This window comes from Nannocystis sp., assembly GCF_016714285.1.
In the GTDB taxonomy this organism is placed as follows: domain Bacteria; phylum Myxococcota_A; class Polyangia; order Nannocystales; family Nannocystaceae; genus Nannocystis.
The window spans coordinates 74,489-92,142 of record NZ_JADJNN010000020.1; the positions used below are offsets into that span (position 1 = coordinate 74,489).

The 17,654-nt window shown below is 70.5% G+C and carries 15 protein-coding genes; 4 read left to right on the forward strand and 11 right to left on the reverse strand.

Translation table 11 applies throughout. The features are described from left to right. Positions 1-15 precede the first annotated feature (15 nt). The 7 genes from IPJ59_RS27395 to IPJ59_RS27425 form a co-directional block, all read right to left on the reverse strand. A complete protein-coding gene (locus IPJ59_RS27395) occupies positions 16-876 on the reverse strand; it encodes a hypothetical protein (protein ID WP_293273984.1) in 861 nt (286 codons plus the stop codon). A 63-nt stretch (positions 877-939) separates the two neighbouring features. Further along, positions 940-2,004 (reverse strand): agmatine deiminase family protein, encoded by a 1,065-nt coding sequence (locus IPJ59_RS27400; RefSeq protein WP_293273985.1) that lies wholly within the window; start codon positions 2,002-2,004, stop codon positions 940-942. Between the two features lie 23 nt (positions 2,005-2,027). Then, complete coding sequence (locus IPJ59_RS27405) at positions 2,028-2,465, reverse strand: molybdopterin-dependent oxidoreductase (RefSeq protein ID WP_293273986.1); 438 nt, start codon at positions 2,463-2,465, stop codon at positions 2,028-2,030. Positions 2,466-2,735: 270 nt separating this feature from the next. Further along, complete coding sequence (locus IPJ59_RS27410; protein ID WP_293258595.1) at positions 2,736-3,086, reverse strand: hypothetical protein; 351 nt, start codon at positions 3,084-3,086, stop codon at positions 2,736-2,738. A gap of 17 nt (positions 3,087-3,103) precedes the next feature. After that, positions 3,104-4,690 (reverse strand): reverse transcriptase family protein, encoded by a 1,587-nt coding sequence (locus IPJ59_RS27415; RefSeq protein ID WP_293258597.1) that lies wholly within the window; start codon positions 4,688-4,690, stop codon positions 3,104-3,106. Positions 4,691-5,022: 332 nt separating this feature from the next. Then, positions 5,023-6,660 (reverse strand): SWIM zinc finger family protein, encoded by a 1,638-nt coding sequence (locus IPJ59_RS27420; protein ID WP_293273987.1) that lies wholly within the window; start codon positions 6,658-6,660, stop codon positions 5,023-5,025. Continuing rightward, positions 6,650-9,853 (reverse strand): WGR domain-containing protein, encoded by a 3,204-nt coding sequence (locus IPJ59_RS27425; RefSeq protein ID WP_293273988.1) that lies wholly within the window; start codon positions 9,851-9,853, stop codon positions 6,650-6,652. Before IPJ59_RS27425 ends, IPJ59_RS27420 begins: the two co-directional genes overlap by 11 nt. A gap of 150 nt (positions 9,854-10,003) precedes the next feature. Between IPJ59_RS27425 and IPJ59_RS27430 the strand changes: the two genes are divergently transcribed. After that, positions 10,004-11,656 carry a hypothetical protein gene (locus IPJ59_RS27430; protein ID WP_293273989.1) on the forward strand — a complete coding sequence of 551 codons (1,653 nt, stop codon included), beginning with the start codon at positions 10,004-10,006 and terminating at the stop codon, positions 11,654-11,656. A gap of 16 nt (positions 11,657-11,672) precedes the next feature. Here IPJ59_RS27430 and IPJ59_RS27435 read toward each other — a convergent pair whose 3' ends face one another. Together IPJ59_RS27435 and IPJ59_RS27440 are read right to left on the reverse strand one after the other, a co-directional pair. Continuing rightward, positions 11,673-12,278, reverse strand: a complete 606-nt coding sequence (locus IPJ59_RS27435) for a hypothetical protein (RefSeq protein ID WP_293258603.1) — start codon at positions 12,276-12,278, stop codon at positions 11,673-11,675. 1 nt (position 12,279) lies between these two features. Then, positions 12,280-13,218, reverse strand: coding sequence for a DUF4349 domain-containing protein (locus IPJ59_RS27440; protein WP_293258605.1), 939 nt, complete (start codon positions 13,216-13,218; stop codon positions 12,280-12,282). A 107-nt stretch (positions 13,219-13,325) separates the two neighbouring features. On the opposite strand from IPJ59_RS27440, the gene IPJ59_RS27445 reads away from it, so the two are divergent. After that, positions 13,326-13,853, forward strand: coding sequence for a hypothetical protein (locus IPJ59_RS27445; protein ID WP_293258607.1), 528 nt, complete (start codon positions 13,326-13,328; stop codon positions 13,851-13,853). Positions 13,854-13,855: 2 nt separating this feature from the next. Further along, positions 13,856-14,368, forward strand: a complete 513-nt coding sequence (locus IPJ59_RS27450; RefSeq protein ID WP_293273990.1) for a hypothetical protein — start codon at positions 13,856-13,858, stop codon at positions 14,366-14,368. Between the two features lie 46 nt (positions 14,369-14,414). Here the strand turns inward: IPJ59_RS27450 and IPJ59_RS27455 are convergent, their stop codons facing one another. Both IPJ59_RS27455 and IPJ59_RS27460 read right to left on the reverse strand, forming a co-directional pair. Further along, the gene (locus IPJ59_RS27455) at positions 14,415-15,245 is read right to left on the reverse strand and encodes a fatty acid desaturase family protein (RefSeq protein ID WP_293273991.1); all 831 of its coding nucleotides are present in this window, start codon (positions 15,243-15,245) and stop codon (positions 14,415-14,417) included. A 161-nt stretch (positions 15,246-15,406) separates the two neighbouring features. Continuing rightward, positions 15,407-16,783 carry an NAD(P)/FAD-dependent oxidoreductase gene (locus IPJ59_RS27460; protein ID WP_293273992.1) on the reverse strand — a complete coding sequence of 459 codons (1,377 nt, stop codon included), beginning with the start codon at positions 16,781-16,783 and terminating at the stop codon, positions 15,407-15,409. Between the two features lie 135 nt (positions 16,784-16,918). On the opposite strand from IPJ59_RS27460, the gene IPJ59_RS27465 reads away from it, so the two are divergent. Then, positions 16,919-17,620: a glutathione S-transferase family protein gene (locus IPJ59_RS27465; RefSeq protein WP_293258615.1), complete on the forward strand. Its 702-nt coding sequence runs from the start codon at positions 16,919-16,921 to the stop codon at positions 17,618-17,620. The last annotated feature ends 34 nt before the right edge of the window (positions 17,621-17,654 follow it).

Consider the following 17,654-nt stretch of genomic DNA (forward strand, 5'->3'; position numbering starts at 1 on the left):
CGCCCGCGACCTGACCTAATCGTTGCCCGTCGGCACGTAGTTGAAGTCGGAGGTGACGAGCAGCCGCGCGACCGCGGCCACGGCCATGCCGCTCTGGCCCTCACGGTTGCGCAAGGAGATCGTATGGGCGCCGGCGTCAAGCTGCGGGATCCAGTCGGTGTACGTGTTGCACTTCTCGCCGGGCACGCCGCTCTGCACGCGCAGCCAGTGGTAGCCCACCGGCATGTCGTAGGTCTGACAGCCGTACAGCCACGCGGTCTCGGCCTCGTTATCGGCGTGGGTGTAAAAGGAGTCCGGGTCCTTGTCATTGACCCCCTCCTTGAGGTCCTGCACCCGCGCCCACACGGCGACCGGCCCGGCGCAGGGCGGCGCGACCGGGAAGTTGACGATCCCCTTCTCTGCCTCGCCGGAGAACGCGACCGTGCCCTCGCCCATCATGCTCTGCGACTTCTCCATCGGCGCGAGCACGCTGGCGTCCGCGACCAGAACGATCTGCTTGTAGGGCTGCGGGCAGCTCGGCCCGCCCGTGCTGTCGTCGGGCGGGTCGCCGGTGGTGTTCGCCGGGCCGCTGGCGTCGCTGGTGCCCGGGTCCGACGCGGCGGTCGTCGTCGACAGGTCGCCGGTCGCCGCCTGGCCCGTGGTGACCGGCTCCACCGCGCCCGAGCTTCCCGCCGCCGTCCCCTCCGCGCCGCTGCTCGGCACGTCGCCGCTGCTCGGCAGGTCACCGCTGCTCGCCGCGCCGCCGCTGCTCGTCGAGTCGACCGCGCCGCTGCTCGCCGTGACGCCATTGCTGCCGCCCGACTCGGTGATCCCCGAGGCGTCGAAGCTACAACCCAGCGCGAGCGCCAGCAGCCCCCATGGCAGGACAGGTCGCATCACGCGCTTGTACCACGAGCCGCGGCCCTGCGTACCGCAGCCGCTAGCAGGCGCCTGCGCTGCCTACGCCGTACCTGGCCCGAGAGACAGGTGCGCTGGCAGCTGCATCGTCAGGCAATGCAGGCTGCCGCCCTGCTCGATGACCGTCCGACAGTCGATGCCCACGAGCTCGCGCCCCGGGAAGCAAGCGGCCAGGCTCGCGAGTGCGCGCTCATCCGCAGGGTCGGCGTAGGTGGGCACCAGCACCGCGCCGTTGACGATCAGAAAGTTCGCGTAGCTGGCCGGCAGGCGCCGACCGGGGGCCCCAGGGGCCGCGTGGCAGGCTCGCGGCCACGGCAAGCGCACGAGCCGATACGGCGCGCCCGCGAGGGTCCGCAGCCGGCCCAGCTCGTCCGCCATCGCCTGCAGCTCGGCGAAGTGCGGGTCGCCGCGATCGTCGCAGCCCTGATAGGCGATCGTCTGCGGGTCGGTGAAGCGAGCCAGCGTGTCGATGTGGCTGTCCGTATCGTCGCCCTCGAGCTGCCCGTGCTCCAACCACAGCACTCGATCGAGCCCGAACAGCGCGATCAACTGGTGTTCGAGCTCGGCCTGCGAGCGGCCGCCGCGGCCCGCCGAGAGCAGGCAGCGCCGCGTCGTCAGCAGCGTGCCCTCGCCGTCCGACTCGATGCTCCCGCCCTCGAGCACGAGGTCGACGCTGGCCATCGCCGCCAGCTCGAAGGCCCCGAGCGTGTGCAGCGTGCGGGAGATCTGGTCGTCCAGCTGCGCGGGATACTTGCCGCCCCAGCCGTCGAAGCGGAAGTCGAGCAGCAGCGGGCAGCCACGGCGCACCACCGTGATCGGCCCGTGATCGCGGGCCCAGGTGTCCTGACTCGCCGCCACGTGCAGGCGCACGCGGCCCGGGTCCACGCCAGCGTCCGTCAGCAGCCCGCGCACGCGCCCGGCCAGCGCCGCGTCGTTGCAGACGATCACGACATCTTCACGCCGCGCCACCTCGGCCGCGATGCGCACGAACACCGGCTCGACCGCCGCCAGCAGCGGCCGCCAGTCGCTGTCCGCGTGCGGCCAGGTCAGCAGCACGCCGGACTGAGGCGCCCACTCGGCGGGCAAGCAGTACGTCCGATCCGACATGTCCGTGGCACCTGTCTCAAAGGTCAGGGGCGAGCGAGGCGCACCAGCTGCTTCACCGACAGCCCCGGCGAGCTCGGCACGACCAGGCGCAGCGGCCCGTCCGCGGCCGTCAAGTGCCCGCCATCGACCGCGTAGGCCAGCATCGCGTCGTCGCGGGCCACCGCCTCGATCGACAGCTCCTGGCTGTAGCCGTCGACCGCGGTGGCCACCAGCGCCGTGAGCTCCTGGCGCTGCGCGGCCAGCAGGTCGCGCAGCCGCACACCCGTGTAGTTGCGGTCCTTGTAGGTCACGCTCAGCTCCGGCAGCTCCGCCAGCTGCTCGCGCGTCAGCGTGTGCGCCCCGTCGGCCAGCTGCAGCTCCACCCGCGCCGGCGGCCCGTCACCCGCGCACGCGCCCACGAGGCTGCAGGCGAGGAGACCGGCCAGGAGCGCGGCGTGACGTGGACGACGGCGCACGAACATGGCGCCACCATACACGGTCCCGCGCAGCCGGAGAAAGGGCCCCGGGCCCGCGGGCGCGGCGAACTCTGTGGCTCAGCGCACGTGCGAAGGGCGCACGAACGCCGGGCGAATCATTGCGATAAGCCATCCGCTGCGCCCGGGCGAATCATTGCCCTGCGCCACCCGGCAATCCTTGCACTGTCCTACCGGTGCCTCGGCGGATCCTGACATTTGCCCGCCAGGAGAGGCCGCGGCCCCGGGTCCGCCAGGGGTCTAAAGCGGGCCGCGGTCTCACGACTCCGGCGTGAGCGCCGAGCAGTCGCTCGAGATCGTGATCTTCTGATTCCCCTGCTTCGGCCGGTAGCTGGCGGCCACCTCGCTGCCGGCCATCAGGTAGACCTGCTCGCGCGTCCCGGTGATCGTGTCGCGCTGATTCTTGAGCAGCACCTGCTCGCGCCCGGGCGCCCCCGCGGAGTCGGCCAGCTTGACGATCACGTCGGTCGCGCAGGCGTTCATCACCGAGATGCGAAACTCGGTGGTGCTGGTCGGACCCGCCGGCTCCGGCGGGATCGTATTGGCGGTGTTATCACACGCGGCCGCGATGAGGGCGGACACCAGGGCGATCAGGGCGGCGCGGTTCATATGTGTGTACCTGTCCTTCAGAACAGCTTCCAGAACGGCTTCTTCTTCGGCGCGGTGCTCTCGGCCTCCGGCTTCGACTCGGTCCTTGGCGCCTCGGCCTGCGGCCCGGGCTTGCCCGCGACCTGCGCCTCGGGCGGCTTGCCGCCGCCACCACCCGGCGGCTTTCCGGGCCCGGGCCCGCCGCGCAGCGGCCTGCCGTGCTTCTCGAAGATCCGCCGGACCTGGGCCAGCAGCGGCGCGGCCCGCTGCGGGTCGACCTGAGCGACGAAGCACGCATACCCGTGCAGCGACGCCAGCAGGTCGCCGCCCGGCGCGCCCCAGCGCTTGCCCGCCGGACCGTCCTTCTCGACCTGATAGAGCGTCGCCCGGAACTTGCGGATCGTCGCCCGGTCGACCGAGAGGCGGTCGTTGACGACCACCCCGGTGACCTCCTGCTTGCTGCCCTTGCGCATCACCCGGGTCTTGTCCGGGTGCACGGTGAAGCCCTCGTGACGGATGATGTCAGCGACCGCGCGCAGCAGCTTACCGACCTTGATCGATCCGACCGCGGGGCGGCGCGCCGAGAAGCTGAGGTCGTCGGCGTAGCGGGTGTAGACAAAGCCGAGGCTGGCGGCCAGGCCGGCGAGGCGGCGGTCGAGGCGGCGGCACAGGAGATTGGTGATACCCGGGCTGGCCGGCGAACCCTGGGGCAGATGCCGCTGCCCGCGGGCCACGAAGTAGGTGATGCCGTCGAGCACCACCTCGTCGATCTCCGGCTCGGTGCACACCAGCGCCAGCGCGGTCGCCACCGCCTCGCTGTAGCCGAGCGACTTGAACACGCCCTTGACCCGCGGCAGCGACACCGTCGGGAAGAAGTCCTTGAGGTCGAGGTTCACCAGCACGTCGGCGCCGACGTGCGGCCGCGCGTTGCTGACGATCGACCGCCCGGTGCGAAAGCCGTGGGCCGCGTCGTGCAGCGCGACCTTGTCGAGCACCCGCTCGAGCACCCACCGCTGCGCCTTCTTCAGCCTCGGCATCGGCGCCGAGATCAGGCGGTGACCGCCCGTCTTCTTGGGCAGCAGGAAGCGGCGGTAATGGTTCACCCGCGAGGTGCGGCGGCTGTACGCCAGGAAGCGCAGCGCCTTGAGCTCGACGCCCATCGCCTGCGCCAGCTGCTCGACGCTGTCGATGTGCGGCTGCCCGTGCGTCTTCAGCTTGCCGGCGTCGGAGACCCTGTCGGACAGCCCGCCCGAGACCCCCTCGCCGAGGTACAGCAGCTCCTTGGCCTTGCGCTGGGCCCACAGCTGGGCCCTGGCGATGCGCTGACCCTCGCGGCGCTCCTTCGTCTCCTTCTGCTTGCGCTTCGACTCGGCCATCCGCAGCTTGCGGGCCTCGGCGATCAGCGCCTTCTCGTTGTAGAGGCGGCGACCCTTCTCGCGCAGCTCGTCGAGCTGGCGCTGCAGCTCGCCGCGGCGGCGGATCTCGTCGGCGGGGTCGTTCGGCGCCGCGCCGCTGGCCGGCCAAAAGCCGAGCCGGATCATCTCCTCGAGGATGTACTCATCCTTGGAGGAGGCACGGATCCTCTCGTACAACGCTTCGCGGGTGGACGGTTGACCGGCGGCCATGGCGGGGAGCACCTCTCACGCAGGGCCGACCCGCGAAGGCGGGCCGGAGACGAACAGCGTCACGACAACGACGAGGGCCCTTCGAAGGCTCTCAGGACTGGACCGCTCAACTCCAGCGGTACCGGGTAGCAGCGGCTCATTCGCTTCTCGGAAGCCACACCGGAATAGCCGCTGCTACCCGATGTACCGCACAGTCAAGAGCGGGCCAGTGAAGCGTGGATGAGCATGGAACAAGGACGGCGATCCGCCGCCCGGGTTGCAAGGCTTGCCCTCGTCGTTGTCGTGACAAAATCGTGGATCGTGGTTGGGGGGAGTACCTCGGGAACGGGTGATTATCCCTGCGTGCGGCGGTGCGAGATCCGCAGCGCCAGTATATGCTCACAGGGGCCTTTGTACAGCTTATTTTGCGTGTAGAAATTGCACGTACAGGTGGCGCTGGCGAGCCGCTGGTCGCGGTCGATCGTCAGCTCCGGCTCGTATACGCGGCCGTCCTTGACCTTGCCGCGCAGGCGCAGGCCCGCCGGGCTGTCCTCGGCGAGGACGCGCGACACCGCCTTCTCGTCGACCAGGCGATTGGCCGACTGCTCGCGCTCGTTGGAGAAGCGCAGCTTGCTCATCGGCAGCGGCTCGCGGCTCAGCTCGCGGACCCGGTAGACCTGCTTGTTCAGGTCGTAGATGGCCCGGCCCGCCTGGGTGTAGATGCCGAGCGCCGCCAGCACGGCCGCGCGGTCGAGCTCCAGACTGCGCGCCAGCTCGTCCGTGCTGGCGACCCAGTGCTTCTTGAGCCCCTCGAAGACCCGCCGCTTGGTGAACTCGTCGACCTCGGCGCGCGGCGCCATCAGGTCGAAGTTGCCGGCCTGCGACCAGTCATTGGCGGTCCAGCCCGACAGCCCGAGGGTGAAGTTCATGTGCCCGAGGTCGGCGATGTAGAACGACGGCAGGCCGCTGCCGAGCAGGTGCACCGTGAACTTCTTGGCCAGCTGGATCAGCCGCTCGAGGATGAAGATCCGGCGTCGACCCCAGACCCTTATCTCGTGCTCCTTGTCCCCGAGATAGGGCGAGCGCGGGAAGGTCAGCTTGAGGTTCCACGGCTCGAACACCACCTGCACCGGCTGGCCCGGCTTGAGCAGATAACGCAGGCTGCGCGGCCCCGTCTTCTCCTTGCTGCGGCGCAGCACGAAGCACAGGTTGTGCACGTCCATCGGGTGCAGGTCGAAGCTCACGGTCGGCAGCGTCATCGCCGAGCTGACCTGCAAGAACCCGCGCACCCAGGTGTCGGGCAGGTCGATCTTCAGCTCCTTGAAGGTATCCTCGGCCTGGGTCTGCACCTCGAAGCCCGAGGGGTCGACCTGAAACATCGTCGTCTTGTAGCGGCGGATCTTCTGGAACTCGTTGTAGAGGTCCGCCGAATAGTCGATGTTGGTGGTCCCGCAGGCGAACTCGCCGATGTTCTTGAAGACCTCGTAGCTGGCCCCGAGGCGCCCGTAGGTCGACTCGTCCTGGCTGAAGCACTCGAAGAAGACCTCGTCCGGGTGCACCGTGATCACCGGGTCGAGCACGAACCAGGCGTCGAGGTCCTTCTTGTACAGATAGTCGAAGTAGCGCCGCTTGGCCGCGTAATACGGGCCCATGCGCTCGTTGCTGGTCCGGATCAGGCGATCGAGCTCGGCCTGCAGGTCCTTCACCTGGGCGGCGTTGCGGCTGCGCTGCACCGCGACCTGCTGCCAATTGAGCTGCTCCTGCTGGGCCAGCCAGGCCAGGTAGACCGTCTTGTCCTTGGGCTTGAAGCGCAGGTCCGAGACCACCACCGCGTTCAACGCGGAGATGGCCTCGCGGAACTCGAGGGCCTTCTCGAGCTCGCCGCGGAAGTAGGTCGGCTCGCGCTTGGTGTCCGGCGCGAACGACATGTTGGTCGCGCGCGCGCTCGAATCGACGGCGGAGCTGCCGTGATACCGGTACTCAAACTCCACGGCGCACCTCCCCCTTGGCCTGCCCCTTGCCCTGCTTGCGCGCCCACATCGGCGGCTCCTTGATCTCGATCGGCAGCGGGGTGTCGGGGAAGCGCCGCGCCACCCCGACCATCGCCTCGATGCTGGCCGCCTTGTCGCCGATCGCCATCGTCAGGCTCTGCCGCGTCATCAGCGTCGCCACCAGCTGCGCCGCCTCCGGCGACTTCTCCAGCTCGGCCCGCAGGAACGCGAACACCCGCGCCTTGGCCACCCGCCCGCGGTTCACCCGCGACAGCACGCCGAGGAAGTACGGCTCGAGCGCCCGCAGCCGCTCGAGCGAGCCCGCCGCGTAGGCCTCGAGGTAGTTGGTCGCGAACAGCTGCACGTCGGCCGACGGGTGCTCGCTGAGCCGCAGCAGGTACTCGTGGCCGTGGCCCTCCTGGAAGAAGCGGGTCACCAGCTCGCGGCCGAAGGCCTGCACGTCGGCCCGCACGCTGTCGCACACTGCTACCAGCACGTCGGGCGTGAAGTCGTGCTCGGAGAAGCCGCGGAACAGCTCGAAGGCGACCCGGCGCGAGTCCTCCCAGCTGGCGTCGAGGATCTTGATCGCCGCGCTCATGTCGGCGAGCAGGCGCGGCTTGTTCTCGCGGAAGAACTTCCACGCCGCCTCGCGCACCGACAGGATCTCGTGGCTGGCCAGGCGGGCGACCTCGGCGACCTCGAGGCTGGCCGGGTCGACGTTGCGGCCGAGCAAGATGCCCCCGAGCTCCTGCGCCGGCGCGTGCTTCGAGCGCAGCAGGCGGAGCACCACGTCCTTGTTCACCGCCCCGAGCGCGGCCGCCAGATCGGTCTTGAGCAGCGCGAGCACGAAGCTGTGCACCCCCTCGTGCTCCTCCTTGGTCAGCAGCACGACCAGCAGCGGCGGCACCACCGAGTCGCCGAAGCTCGCGTAGGCGGCCAGGCGCTGCATCACCGGGCGGATCGCCGCTCGCTGGTCCGGCAGCGCCGAGGTCGCGAAGGCCAGCAGCAGGTTGACCCGCGTCAGCAGGGTCATGTCCGGCAAACCCCCGAACAGGCGCACCCCGAGGCTGCGCACGCTGGCGTGCTTCGACTCGACCGCCAGCGCGACGATCAGCTCCTCCGGCAGATCCTCGGGGCGGATGTCGTGGGCCAGCAACACGTCGGCCGCGAAGGTCTGCACGCCGGCCAGCGGATGGCGCACGAGGTCGTGCAGCACGTCGATGCCGAGGCCGCGCAGCGGGCGGGGGAAGGCGCGCAGCAGCGTCTCGCCGCCCTCACGCGCGCGCAGCTCGTGGGCCGCGTCATCGGGGAAGCCGAGCATCACCGCGATGGCGCCGGCGATCAGGGCCTCGGCCGCGCCGCCCCCGAGGGTCACGCTGGCCAGCAGGGTCCGCGCGTAGCTCCGCGTGTCGGCGTAGGCCGAGAGCACCAGGCCGACCATCAGGTCGCGGGCCCCGGCGAAGCGCGCCCGGTCGGCGTCGATCCAGCTGCGCGCCGTGCGACGAGCGTCGTCGACCGGACAGCTCGCCAGCGCCGCCACCAACTCGAAGTCCGGGTGGTTGGCGTCGTAGCGGGCCAGCGCCAGATCGTAGCCGAGCCGCGCCGTCACCTCGTAGGGCCGCCCGAGCAGCATCACGATCGCGTCGACGTCCAGCTGATCGCAGAACTCCTTGTTGGCCCGCAGCGCCCGCGCCGCGAACTCGTGCACCGGCCCGCACGCGCTCTCGGCCAGCAGGTGCAGCAGCCCCACCGGCATCTCGTCCCACAGCTTCGGGTACGCCTCCTCGCGGACCTCGGGCGCCGGGTCGCCCGGCTTGAAGCGACCCTTGCAGCGCCAGGCCAGGGTCACGCCCTTGAGCTCGTAGCGGCTGCTCTCACCGTACAGGATGTAGTTGAGCGCGAGGTAGGGCGCGAAGCGATCGAAGTGGGTGTGGTTGCGCTTGCGGGTGCTGTAGTCGTAGCGCGACATGCTGCGCGGCTCGGCGGCGTCCGCGTCGGTGAAGGGCAGCAGCACGCCGACGGCCATGCGCACGTAGCCGGCGGCGTCGCCGAGGCTGCCCAGGCGATCGAGCGAGCTCCAACAGCGCCGCCGCAGGTAGGTCCGCGTCTTGCTGCCGTAGGCCAGGCGACTGTCGGGCTTCTTGAGCTCGGTGGCGATGACGGTGTAGCGGCCGTCGACGTGGGTGCCGCGGCGGTTGGCCGCGTAGTTGCCCGGGGTCTTCTCGAAGCGGTGCGCGAGCAGGCCGAACACCTCGGCGTCGCCGCGCAGCTCGGCGATCTTGAAGATGTGGCGGATCTCGCGGAAGCGGCCCGGCTTGAGCTCGACCTGCCGCAGCGCCGCCAGCAACCCGGGGCGCACGATCTCGTCGTCGATGCGGTAGAGGGTCTCCAGCACCGCCGCCGATTCGCCGGCCGCGAGGGCCCGCGCCAACACCTCGGAGAACGCCTCCGCGGGCCCCTGCGAGGCCGCGTAGCGCAGCCCCGGCGGCAGCTCCTGCTGCGCCTCCGCGACCACCGCCGCGCGCAGCGAGCCACCCCACGCGCGCAGCATCTCCAGCGCCACCCGCTGCACCATCGGCGACTTCGCGGACTTCGGCACCAGCGTCCCGAGGTTGGCCAGCGCCTTGTCCGGCGTCAGCCCGAGCTGGCGCCGCGCCGTCGTCAGCGCCGCGAAGGTCGTCTCGTCGCCGCAGCGAGCCAGCGCCCACGCGAGGCTGTACTCGAGGCGCACGTCGCCCGAACCCAGCTTCGCCAGCATCAGCGGCACCGCGGCCTTGAGCCGCATCTCGCCCGCGCGCCACACCACCCGCCCGTAGTCCCACGGCCGGCGGAAGCTCGCGCTGTTGCCGAGCCGGGCCAGCACGGCGGACTCCCGCCCGAGCCCGCGTGCCCGCGGCGGCGGCGGAGCAGCGCGCTCACTCGCAGCTGTCGAGGAAGCGGCGGCCGCCGCCTCGGCGGTCTCGCTGTAGCCCTTGCGCTGCTTCTCCTCGACGAGCTTGGCGAAGATCGATCGCGCGGTCGGCTCGGCGACCGGCGAGTCCGTCTTGGTGCCATCCTTGAGCGGCTGCCCGCGGCGGCCGAATTGGAAGTTCACCACGAACTTGCCGCGGCTCACCTCGCACAGGTCGACAATGTAGACCTTGTCGGAGTTGCCCTCTCGGACGCCCAGGGAGACGCGGCGAATCAGCTTCACGACCTCCCCCTTTTACGCGAGGCACGAGCGCCGACGCAAGCCCACCCGCGATCTCGATCGGATCACGATCGGCTCCGCGAATCCTCGGACCCGAATCCTCGACCCCCCTGACACCACGCTTGACAGCGACGTGATAGCCTGACCCCGCTCATGCGCGTGCGATCCTGCGGGCTCCTCACCCCGGTGTGTTTGTTCAGCGTGATCGCCTGCGGCGAGGACCCGGTCGCGACCAGCGAGACCACTTCCGCGAGCACCACCGCAGAGACCACCGCAGCGACCACCGCAGAGACCACCACCGCCGCGCCCACGACGACCGCAGAACCACCGACCACCTCAGATACGCCGACCACCGCCGCGAGCACCGGCGAAGCCCCCGAACCACCCGCGATCGCGCGCGGCATCCGGCTCACGCGCGTGACCGCGACCCAGGGCGTGCAGACGGAGATCGTCCGCGACGGGCTCGAGCTGCCGCCCGAGGACTACGCCGTGGCGCTCATCAGTCGCCGCAAGACCGTGCTGCGCGCCGACTGGAGCCTCCACGCCAGCTTCGTGCCGCGCGAGCTCCTGGCCCGACTGACCTTGTACACGCCTGAGGGCGAGACCCACGTCGACGAGTACAAGGCGCTGGTCGAGGGTCCGAGCAACGACGGCGACTTCACCAGGACCTTCCGCTGGCAGCTGCCCGCCGAGCTGGTGCGCCCGGGCATGGAGTACCGCATCGAGGCCTTCGAGGCCGACCCCGAGGCGGCCAGCGGCGAGGTCTCCGACCCGCCCCCGATCTTGCCGCTCGCCGGCCGCGGCAAGCTGGTGGTCGAGGACAACCCGATGGTGATCAAGGTGGAGCTCATCCCGGTCAAGCACGTGTTCGATGGCATGACCTGCATGCCCACGATCACCGACGACGACGTGCTGGACATGCAGAAGTGGATGGAGCAGCACAACGCGGTCGAGCGCGCCGAGCTCACCGTCGCCGAGCCGATGGAGTACACCGAGTCCATCGGCACCGCGGAGGAGGGCTTCGTACCGGTCCTCACCGCGCTCGGCATCCACCGCGCCAAGGTCAAGCCCGCCGCCAACGTGTACTGGTACGGCCTGCTCCAGAGCTGCGACGCCTACCCGATCGGCCTGCTCGGCCAGGCCTACGGCATCCCCGAGGCCCCGACCGTCGGCCTCGCCTTCCAGCGCATCGCCACCGGCCGCTACCTCGGCAGCGGCGCCGACGCGCGCGATACCTTCGTCCACGAGGTCGGCCACAGCCAGGGCCGCTATCACATCCGCTGCAGCGGCGGCGAGGCCGGCACCGACCCCGACTATCCCCACCCCAACGGCCGCATCGGCGTGTGGGGCTACGGCATCCACGACACCCAGCTGCGCTCGCCCACCGGCTATCGCGACTACATGACCTACTGCGACAACAGCTTCGTGTCCGACTACGGCTGGGACCTGACCTACGGCTTCATCAAGGAGCTGTCGAGCTGGGACATGGCCGGCGCCCCCGCGGAGGACGCACCGCTGCTGGTCGGCACGCTCCACAGCGACGGCAGCGCGACCTGGTGGACCACCCGCGGCAGCGCCCCGCTGCGCGGCCGCAGTTCGGACACCCGCGTCGAGTTCGCGATCGCCGGCGAAACCATCACGCTGCCCGCGAGCGTCGGCGAGATCCCCGACTCGAGCGCCAAGGTCGTCGCGGCACCGCTGCCGCCACGCTGGGCCGAGGTCGACGCGCTGCGCCTCGTCGTCGCCGGCCAGCTGCGCCACGCGAGCCCACGCGCCGCTGTCCGCGAGCTGCACGCGGCGCCCTGAATCTGGCGGCGCTGGCTCAGGGCTTCGGCGTGGCCACGGCCGGCGTGACCGCGGGCGCGACGGCGGCCGGCGTGTCCGTGGCCACCGCGCTGGCCGCTGGCGCCGGCGTCGACTGCGGGGGCGGCTGCGGCCCGCCGCAGATCTTCGAGCCCACCTTGCAGCCGCGGACCTTCAACGCGTCGAGCATCTCGGGCACGCGCGGGGCGTACTCGCCGACGTGCTCGCGCCCACCGGCGACCTGCAGCACGACCTTGTACTTGTCGGTGACGACCAGCACCACCGTGTAGAACTTGGGGATCTCGGTGTCGTAGGCCTGGTAGTCGAAGTCGAAGCGGGTGCCGACCTGACCGTTGCCGGTCTTGACCGCGCTCTGAGCCTTCAGCACATAGCCGCGGTTGCCGAGCTTCTTGACCAGGTCGGCGCCCCAGAACGCGAGCGTGCCGCCCTTGACGTTGTCGAAGCGGCGCACGCTGAGGCCGACGTTGTCCTGGGCCTTCATGCGGGTCTCCCAGCCGTGCTCGTGGACCACGGCGAAACCGGCGGGCGGCTCGATCTTGTAGGCGGCGCAGCCCGGGAGCAGGGCGGCGGCGAGGAGCAGGGTGGATGCGTTGCGGTGGTTCATGTCAGTTCCACTCCGTCGCCTCGACGCCGAGGCCATCGACCCACGGGAAGGGATCGTTGCTCGAGGGGATCGTGTTCTGCGGCCCGCGCTGGCTCATGCGCACGGTCAGGGTGCTAAAGCCGATGAGGCTCTCCAACAGGCGCAGGCGACCCATCGCCTGCTCGAGCTCCATGGTGATGCGGTCGACCGACTCGCGGACCTTGAGCGCCTCGTCGACGTTGCGGGCCTGCTTGAGCAGGACCAGCAACTGCTGCTGGGTCTCCCGCAGCACCCGGATGCGCGTGACGAGGTCGACGTACTCCTCGGAGACATCGCGGGCCTGCAGAGTACGCGCCTCGACGACGCCCAGGCGCGCCAGCTCGTCCATCACGCCGCGCAGCGCCGGCGCGGGGATCCGCAGCACGTAGAAGCCCTGCGACATGTTGGCCACATAACCGCCAGCGGCCAGCGTCAGCGCCTCGGCCCGCTGCATGGCGTCCTCGAGCTTGTACACCGACACCTGCATCTCGGCGGTGTAGATGATCTGGCGGGCGAACTGCTTCTTCGCCTCGCTGCTGTCGGCCGGCGGGTCGCCCTCGCGGGCCTCGCTCGGCTTGGGCTTGGGCTCGGCGATGCGGTTGTCGCCGCTGCTGCCCGTCGCCGTGCCAGGCACCCCGCCCGCTGGACTGCGCGCCGGCGCGGCGGTCACCGAGGTCGGCTCGCTGCGGCTGTACGACTCGTCCTTGGCGTCGTCGTAGTCGATGCTCTTCTTGGACTCGGCGTAGTCCGCTGACGGCGCGCCAGGAGCCTCCTCCATCTCGCCGCCGCCGCCGCTCCCGCTGAAGCCGGCGGACTCCGGCATCGCTGGTGGAGAGGCTGCGTCGGAGTAGCTGCGCTTGGCGCAGCCCGGCGCGAGGCCCAGGAGGGCGGAGCACAGCAGCATCAGGGACAATCGCGACATCGGGGGCCTCGTATGGCGAGAGGGGCTCGGGTCAGGCCCGAACGCGGGGACCGGCCGCGAGCTTACACGGCTTGCGAGGACGCGTCGCCGTGGCAGATACTGGCCGTATGCGGATGCAACTGAGCCGCCTGGGGCTGGCGCTGCTGCTCGCCGGCAGCGCGACGCTGGCGTCGGCCTGCGAGGGCTCCGAGCTGGCCGCGACCCCGGCGCAGCCGTGGCCGACGGGGCTGCCGAGGCCGCCCAGCGCCGCCGAGGCGAGCGCGCTCAAGGCGTCCGGCGTGGCGTGGACCGACCCGCAGGTCCGGCAGTTCTATCTCGACCAGGTGGCGAAGATCGCCGACGCGGACGCGGAGCTGCAGCGCGCCGGCAAGTCCGTCGAGGCCAGGGCACGGGCCGCCTTCACCGCTCGCCACGAGGCGCGCATGACCGCCCGGGCGATGATGCAGGACGCCGCCGCGGTCGAGGCCCTGCGCGCGCGCGACCGCGAAAAGTACAACTCGCCCGACGGCCCGACCTTCGAGTACCTGCTCGAACGAGCCCAACAAAAGGGCCTCACCGGCGACGCGATCTTCCAGTCGATCATCGACAGCGCCCAGCGCACGGACGCGGCGACCAACCGCAGCATGGGGTTATAAGCATGGCCTGGCGCGTGGTGGAGCGACGGCTCGGAAAGGCCGGCGGCGAGAAGCAGCGCACGACCCGGCAGCGCGAGTGGGACCGCAAGTACGGCGAGGACCGCTGGGCGATCGGCTACGTGATGGACGGCGAGTTCGTGCGCCAGGACCACGCGCTCGAGTCGGTGTACTACCGCAGCTACGAGCTCCACTTCGCGGCCCACCCGGAGGACCTCGCGGCGCTGATCGACCTGGCGCGGGTGCTGCGAAACCCGCACGCCGAGGCGACCACCGGCGTCGACCTCCAGGTGCCGGCGATCACCGATTATTTGCAGCGGCACGGGCTCTCGCTGCGAGGCCGTGAGGTGGTCGACATCGGCACCTGGCACGGCGGCGCCTCGCACCCGCTCAGCGTGCGCCTGAGCCCACTGACGATCCGCTGCGCGGCCGACCCCGAGCGATCGCTCGAGCAATTCTGGCAGGAGCGCAAGTGCCTCGCCGTGTGGGACGACGCCCCGCCCCGACGCGGGGCCTGAGCCCACGCGGACCTGATCACGCGGGGCCTGATCACGCGGGGCCTGATCACGCCGGCCGATCGGGCCCGTGCTCGTCGCTGTGGCCGCCGGCACACTGGCTCGTGCCGCCGACCTCGTCGGCGACGCCGAAGATCGGCTCGAGCACGCGGCGCAGCGGCTCGTACAGGCGCTCGAAGAAGCGAGTGCGGGCCAGCAGGGGGTTGAGCCAGCCGCTGGTGATGCAGTAGTAGGTGTTGAAGGGCGGCGTGTGGTGACGCTGGTGGTGCTCGGGTCCGAGGATGAGGCCCCAGCGCTGGAGCGCGCGGACCACCCGCGGCGGGTCATCGAGGTGGGCCCAGCTGTGGAACTGGTTGGTGAGGAAGATGCCGAACAGGAACATCCCGATGTGGGCGCCGAGGAACAGGGTGAACAGGTTGGCGCCGACCGGCAGCAGGTAGTAGGTCGCCAGCAAGATCGGCACGCTCATGGCGCAGTTGGCCCCGTTGACCTCGAGGAAGTCGTGGCGCGTGATCGCCTTGGGGTCGATGTGGTGCTCGCGAAACGGCCGGATGAACACCGGGCCGACGAAGGGCTTGGTGGTCGAGCCGTAGTTATCGGCGAGGAAGTGGAACACGCCCGACGCGAAGTCGGCGGTGATGTAGCCGGCGATGAACGCGGCCGGCACCAGCCAGCCGGCGTGCGCCGTCGCGTCGAGGGCGATGAAGGCGCGCCAGACCTCGCGGGCCAGCAGGTACTCGAGCACGAAGAAGGCCAGCATGCTGCTGGCGTCGACCACCCGCATGTACAAGGGGCCGCTCATGTCGAGCTTGGCGGCCTCCTCCGCGGTGTGCGGCGCGGCGTGCATCTCGACCTGGTTGCGACGGTCAGCGGTGGGCATCCGGGCTCCGGGGCGGCGGCATTATACGAGCGTCGCTCGGCCGCCAGCTCATCGACCTGCTGCACACAGCGGCCAATTTTTCGCCGGCCCGGGTGCGCGAGCCGCTGCGCACCTGCCAGTCGCGGTGGCAGCTCCGCGAGGCGGCGAGCGAGCCTGCGCGCTCAGGCCACCGGAACGGCCGCCGGTGCGGCCACCGGAGCGGGCGGAGCAGCCGTCGTGCCCGACGGTTCCTCGACGACTGCGCGCGGGGCCGGGGCTGGGCCGGCCGCGGAGCGCCAGTCCTTGCCGACGATCAGGCGAGCGCCGCGGCTGAAGGCGAAGTAGTTCCAGCTCCAGTTGAGCACCACCTCGAGGCGGTTCTTGAAGCCGACGAGGTAGAGGATGTGGACCAGCAGCCACGCGAGCCACGCGAAGAAGCCGGCGAACTTGAAGCGGCCGAACTCGACGATCGCCCGGCGCCGGCCGATGGTCGCCATCTGGCCCTTGTCGCGGTAGCGGAACGGCTCACGCGGCTTGCCCTTGACCTCGCGCAGGATGTTGCGCGCGGTGCATCGGCCCTGCTGCATGGCGACGGGGGCGAGGCCCGGGAGCGGCTTGTCGTTGTGGAGGAAGTGGGCCTGGTCGCCGACGACGAACACCTCGGGGTGGTCCTTGAGCGAGCAGTCCTGTTCGACCATGACGCGGCCGCCGCGGTCGAGCGGGACCCCCAGACTCTTGTTTAGCTCCGACGGAGCGACGCCGGCGGCCCACAAAATCGTGGCGGCCTGGACCGACTCCTCGCCGAGGTCGACCCCGTCGGCGTCGACCCGCGTGACCTTGGTGGAGGTCCACACCGTCACGCCGAGCGACTCGAGGTCGGCGGTGGCGCGACTCGCCAGCTTCTCATCGAAGGCGGCGAGGATGCGCGGGCCGGCCTCGATGAGGATCACGCGGGTGCGGCGGGGGTCGATGCGACGAAAGTCGCGCGACAGCGTGAAGCGGCTGATCTCGCCGAGAGCGCCGGCCAGCTCGACCCCGGTCGGTCCGCCGCCGATGACGACGAAGGTGAGCAGCTTGCGCTGCTTGTCGGGGTCGGGCTCCTTCTCGGCGAGCTCGAAGGCCGTCAGCACCCGGCGCCGGATCTCGGTCGCCTCCTCGAGCGACTTGAGCCCGGGGGCGTAGGTCTCCCACTCGTTGTGGCCGAAGTAGCTCTGGCGGGCGCCGCAGGCGAGGATGAGGTTGTCGTAGGGGATCTCGGCGTCATCGGTGCGCAGCAGCTTCTTGCCGAGGTCGATGCCGGTGGCCCGCGCGAGCAGGACCCGCACGTTGCGCTTGCCGCTGAAGATCGTGCGGATCGGGTACGCGATCTCGGCGGGGCTGAGGCCCGCCATGGCCACCTGATAAAGCAGCGGCTGAAACAGGTGGTGATTGCGGCGGTCGATGATCGTGACCTCGACGCCCTTCGCGCCCGCGAGCACCTGCGCGGCACACAGGCCGCCAAAGCCCCCGCCGACGATGACGACATGACGCGCGGGAGGAGCGTTTGCAGGCCCAGGCATGGTGCCGCGCAGTATATCCCGATGCGCCCAGCAAGCCATGTCAGCCACCGCGGCCACCATGGCGCCACCACGGTGCCACCCGCCCCGGGTCCACGCTTGACGCGATCTGGCCGCTTCTGTAAACCTTGCGCTCGCATGAGCTCGTCCGAGATCAAGGTGTATCTCCCCGAGTGCAGCGGCGTGCGCGTGGTCGAGTGTTCGCCGGCCTCGTGGATGATCCAGCTCGCCCTCGAGGAGAAGGATCTGCCCTACCAGGTGAAGCTGCTGCCGCCCTTGACCGGCAAGCACGCGAGCCCCGAGCTGCTCACCAAGAACCCCCGCGGCACCTTCCCCGTGCTCACCGACGGGGCGATCGTCGTGTTCGAGCCCTTCGCGATCATGGAGTACCTCGAGCACGCGCACCCCGACCCGCCGCTGCTCCCCGGCACCAACGCCCTCCGTGCGCTCGCCCTCACGCGCATGCACGAGGTCCACAACCTCGCCGAGGTGTCCGAGCACCTCTACTCGTACCTCTCGACCACACGCGGCAAGGACCTCGAGCCCGCCACCGTGTACGCGCTGGCCGACGGCCTGCACGACGAGCTGTTCTTCTGGGAGTACTACTACGGCATGGCCCACTGGGCCGCCGGCTCCGAGCTCACCTTCGCCGACCTCGCGGTGTTCGTGCACCTCGCCACCGCCGTGCACCTCGGGCTCCTGCTCGGCGAGACCTACCCGAACCTGCGCGCGCTCTACCAGCGCATGCGCAACCGGCCGAGCGTCGATCACACCTGGCCGTCCGCGTGGAAGCCGAGCCCGTACACCTTCCTGCACCCGGCCGACCCCGACGACGCCTGACCTTTTACATAACCCTGACCGCCCGCCTCGCAGC

What these genes read in the sequence shown, in the direction of transcription:
- IPJ59_RS27395 (WP_293273984.1), bottom strand. Translation starts at nt 876, where the DNA reads ATGCGACCTGTCCTGCCATGGGGGCTGCTGGCGCTCGCGCTGGGTTGT.
- IPJ59_RS27400 (WP_293273985.1), bottom strand. Translation starts at nt 2,004, where the DNA reads ATGTCGGATCGGACGTACTGCTTGCCCGCCGAGTGGGCGCCTCAGTCC.
- IPJ59_RS27405 (WP_293273986.1), bottom strand. Translation starts at nt 2,465, where the DNA reads ATGTTCGTGCGCCGTCGTCCACGTCACGCCGCGCTCCTGGCCGGTCTC.
- IPJ59_RS27410 (WP_293258595.1), bottom strand. Translation starts at nt 3,086, where the DNA reads ATGAACCGCGCCGCCCTGATCGCCCTGGTGTCCGCCCTCATCGCGGCC.
- IPJ59_RS27415 (WP_293258597.1), bottom strand. Translation starts at nt 4,690, where the DNA reads ATGGCCGCCGGTCAACCGTCCACCCGCGAAGCGTTGTACGAGAGGATC.
- IPJ59_RS27430 (WP_293273989.1), top strand. Translation starts at nt 10,004, where the DNA reads ATGCGCGTGCGATCCTGCGGGCTCCTCACCCCGGTGTGTTTGTTCAGC.
- IPJ59_RS27435 (WP_293258603.1), bottom strand. Translation starts at nt 12,278, where the DNA reads ATGAACCACCGCAACGCATCCACCCTGCTCCTCGCCGCCGCCCTGCTC.
- IPJ59_RS27440 (WP_293258605.1), bottom strand. Translation starts at nt 13,218, where the DNA reads ATGTCGCGATTGTCCCTGATGCTGCTGTGCTCCGCCCTCCTGGGCCTC.
- IPJ59_RS27445 (WP_293258607.1), top strand. Translation starts at nt 13,326, where the DNA reads ATGCGGATGCAACTGAGCCGCCTGGGGCTGGCGCTGCTGCTCGCCGGC.
- IPJ59_RS27450 (WP_293273990.1), top strand. Translation starts at nt 13,856, where the DNA reads ATGGCCTGGCGCGTGGTGGAGCGACGGCTCGGAAAGGCCGGCGGCGAG.
- IPJ59_RS27455 (WP_293273991.1), bottom strand. Translation starts at nt 15,245, where the DNA reads ATGCCCACCGCTGACCGTCGCAACCAGGTCGAGATGCACGCCGCGCCG.
- IPJ59_RS27460 (WP_293273992.1), bottom strand. Translation starts at nt 16,783, where the DNA reads ATGCCTGGGCCTGCAAACGCTCCTCCCGCGCGTCATGTCGTCATCGTC.
- IPJ59_RS27465 (WP_293258615.1), top strand. Translation starts at nt 16,919, where the DNA reads ATGAGCTCGTCCGAGATCAAGGTGTATCTCCCCGAGTGCAGCGGCGTG.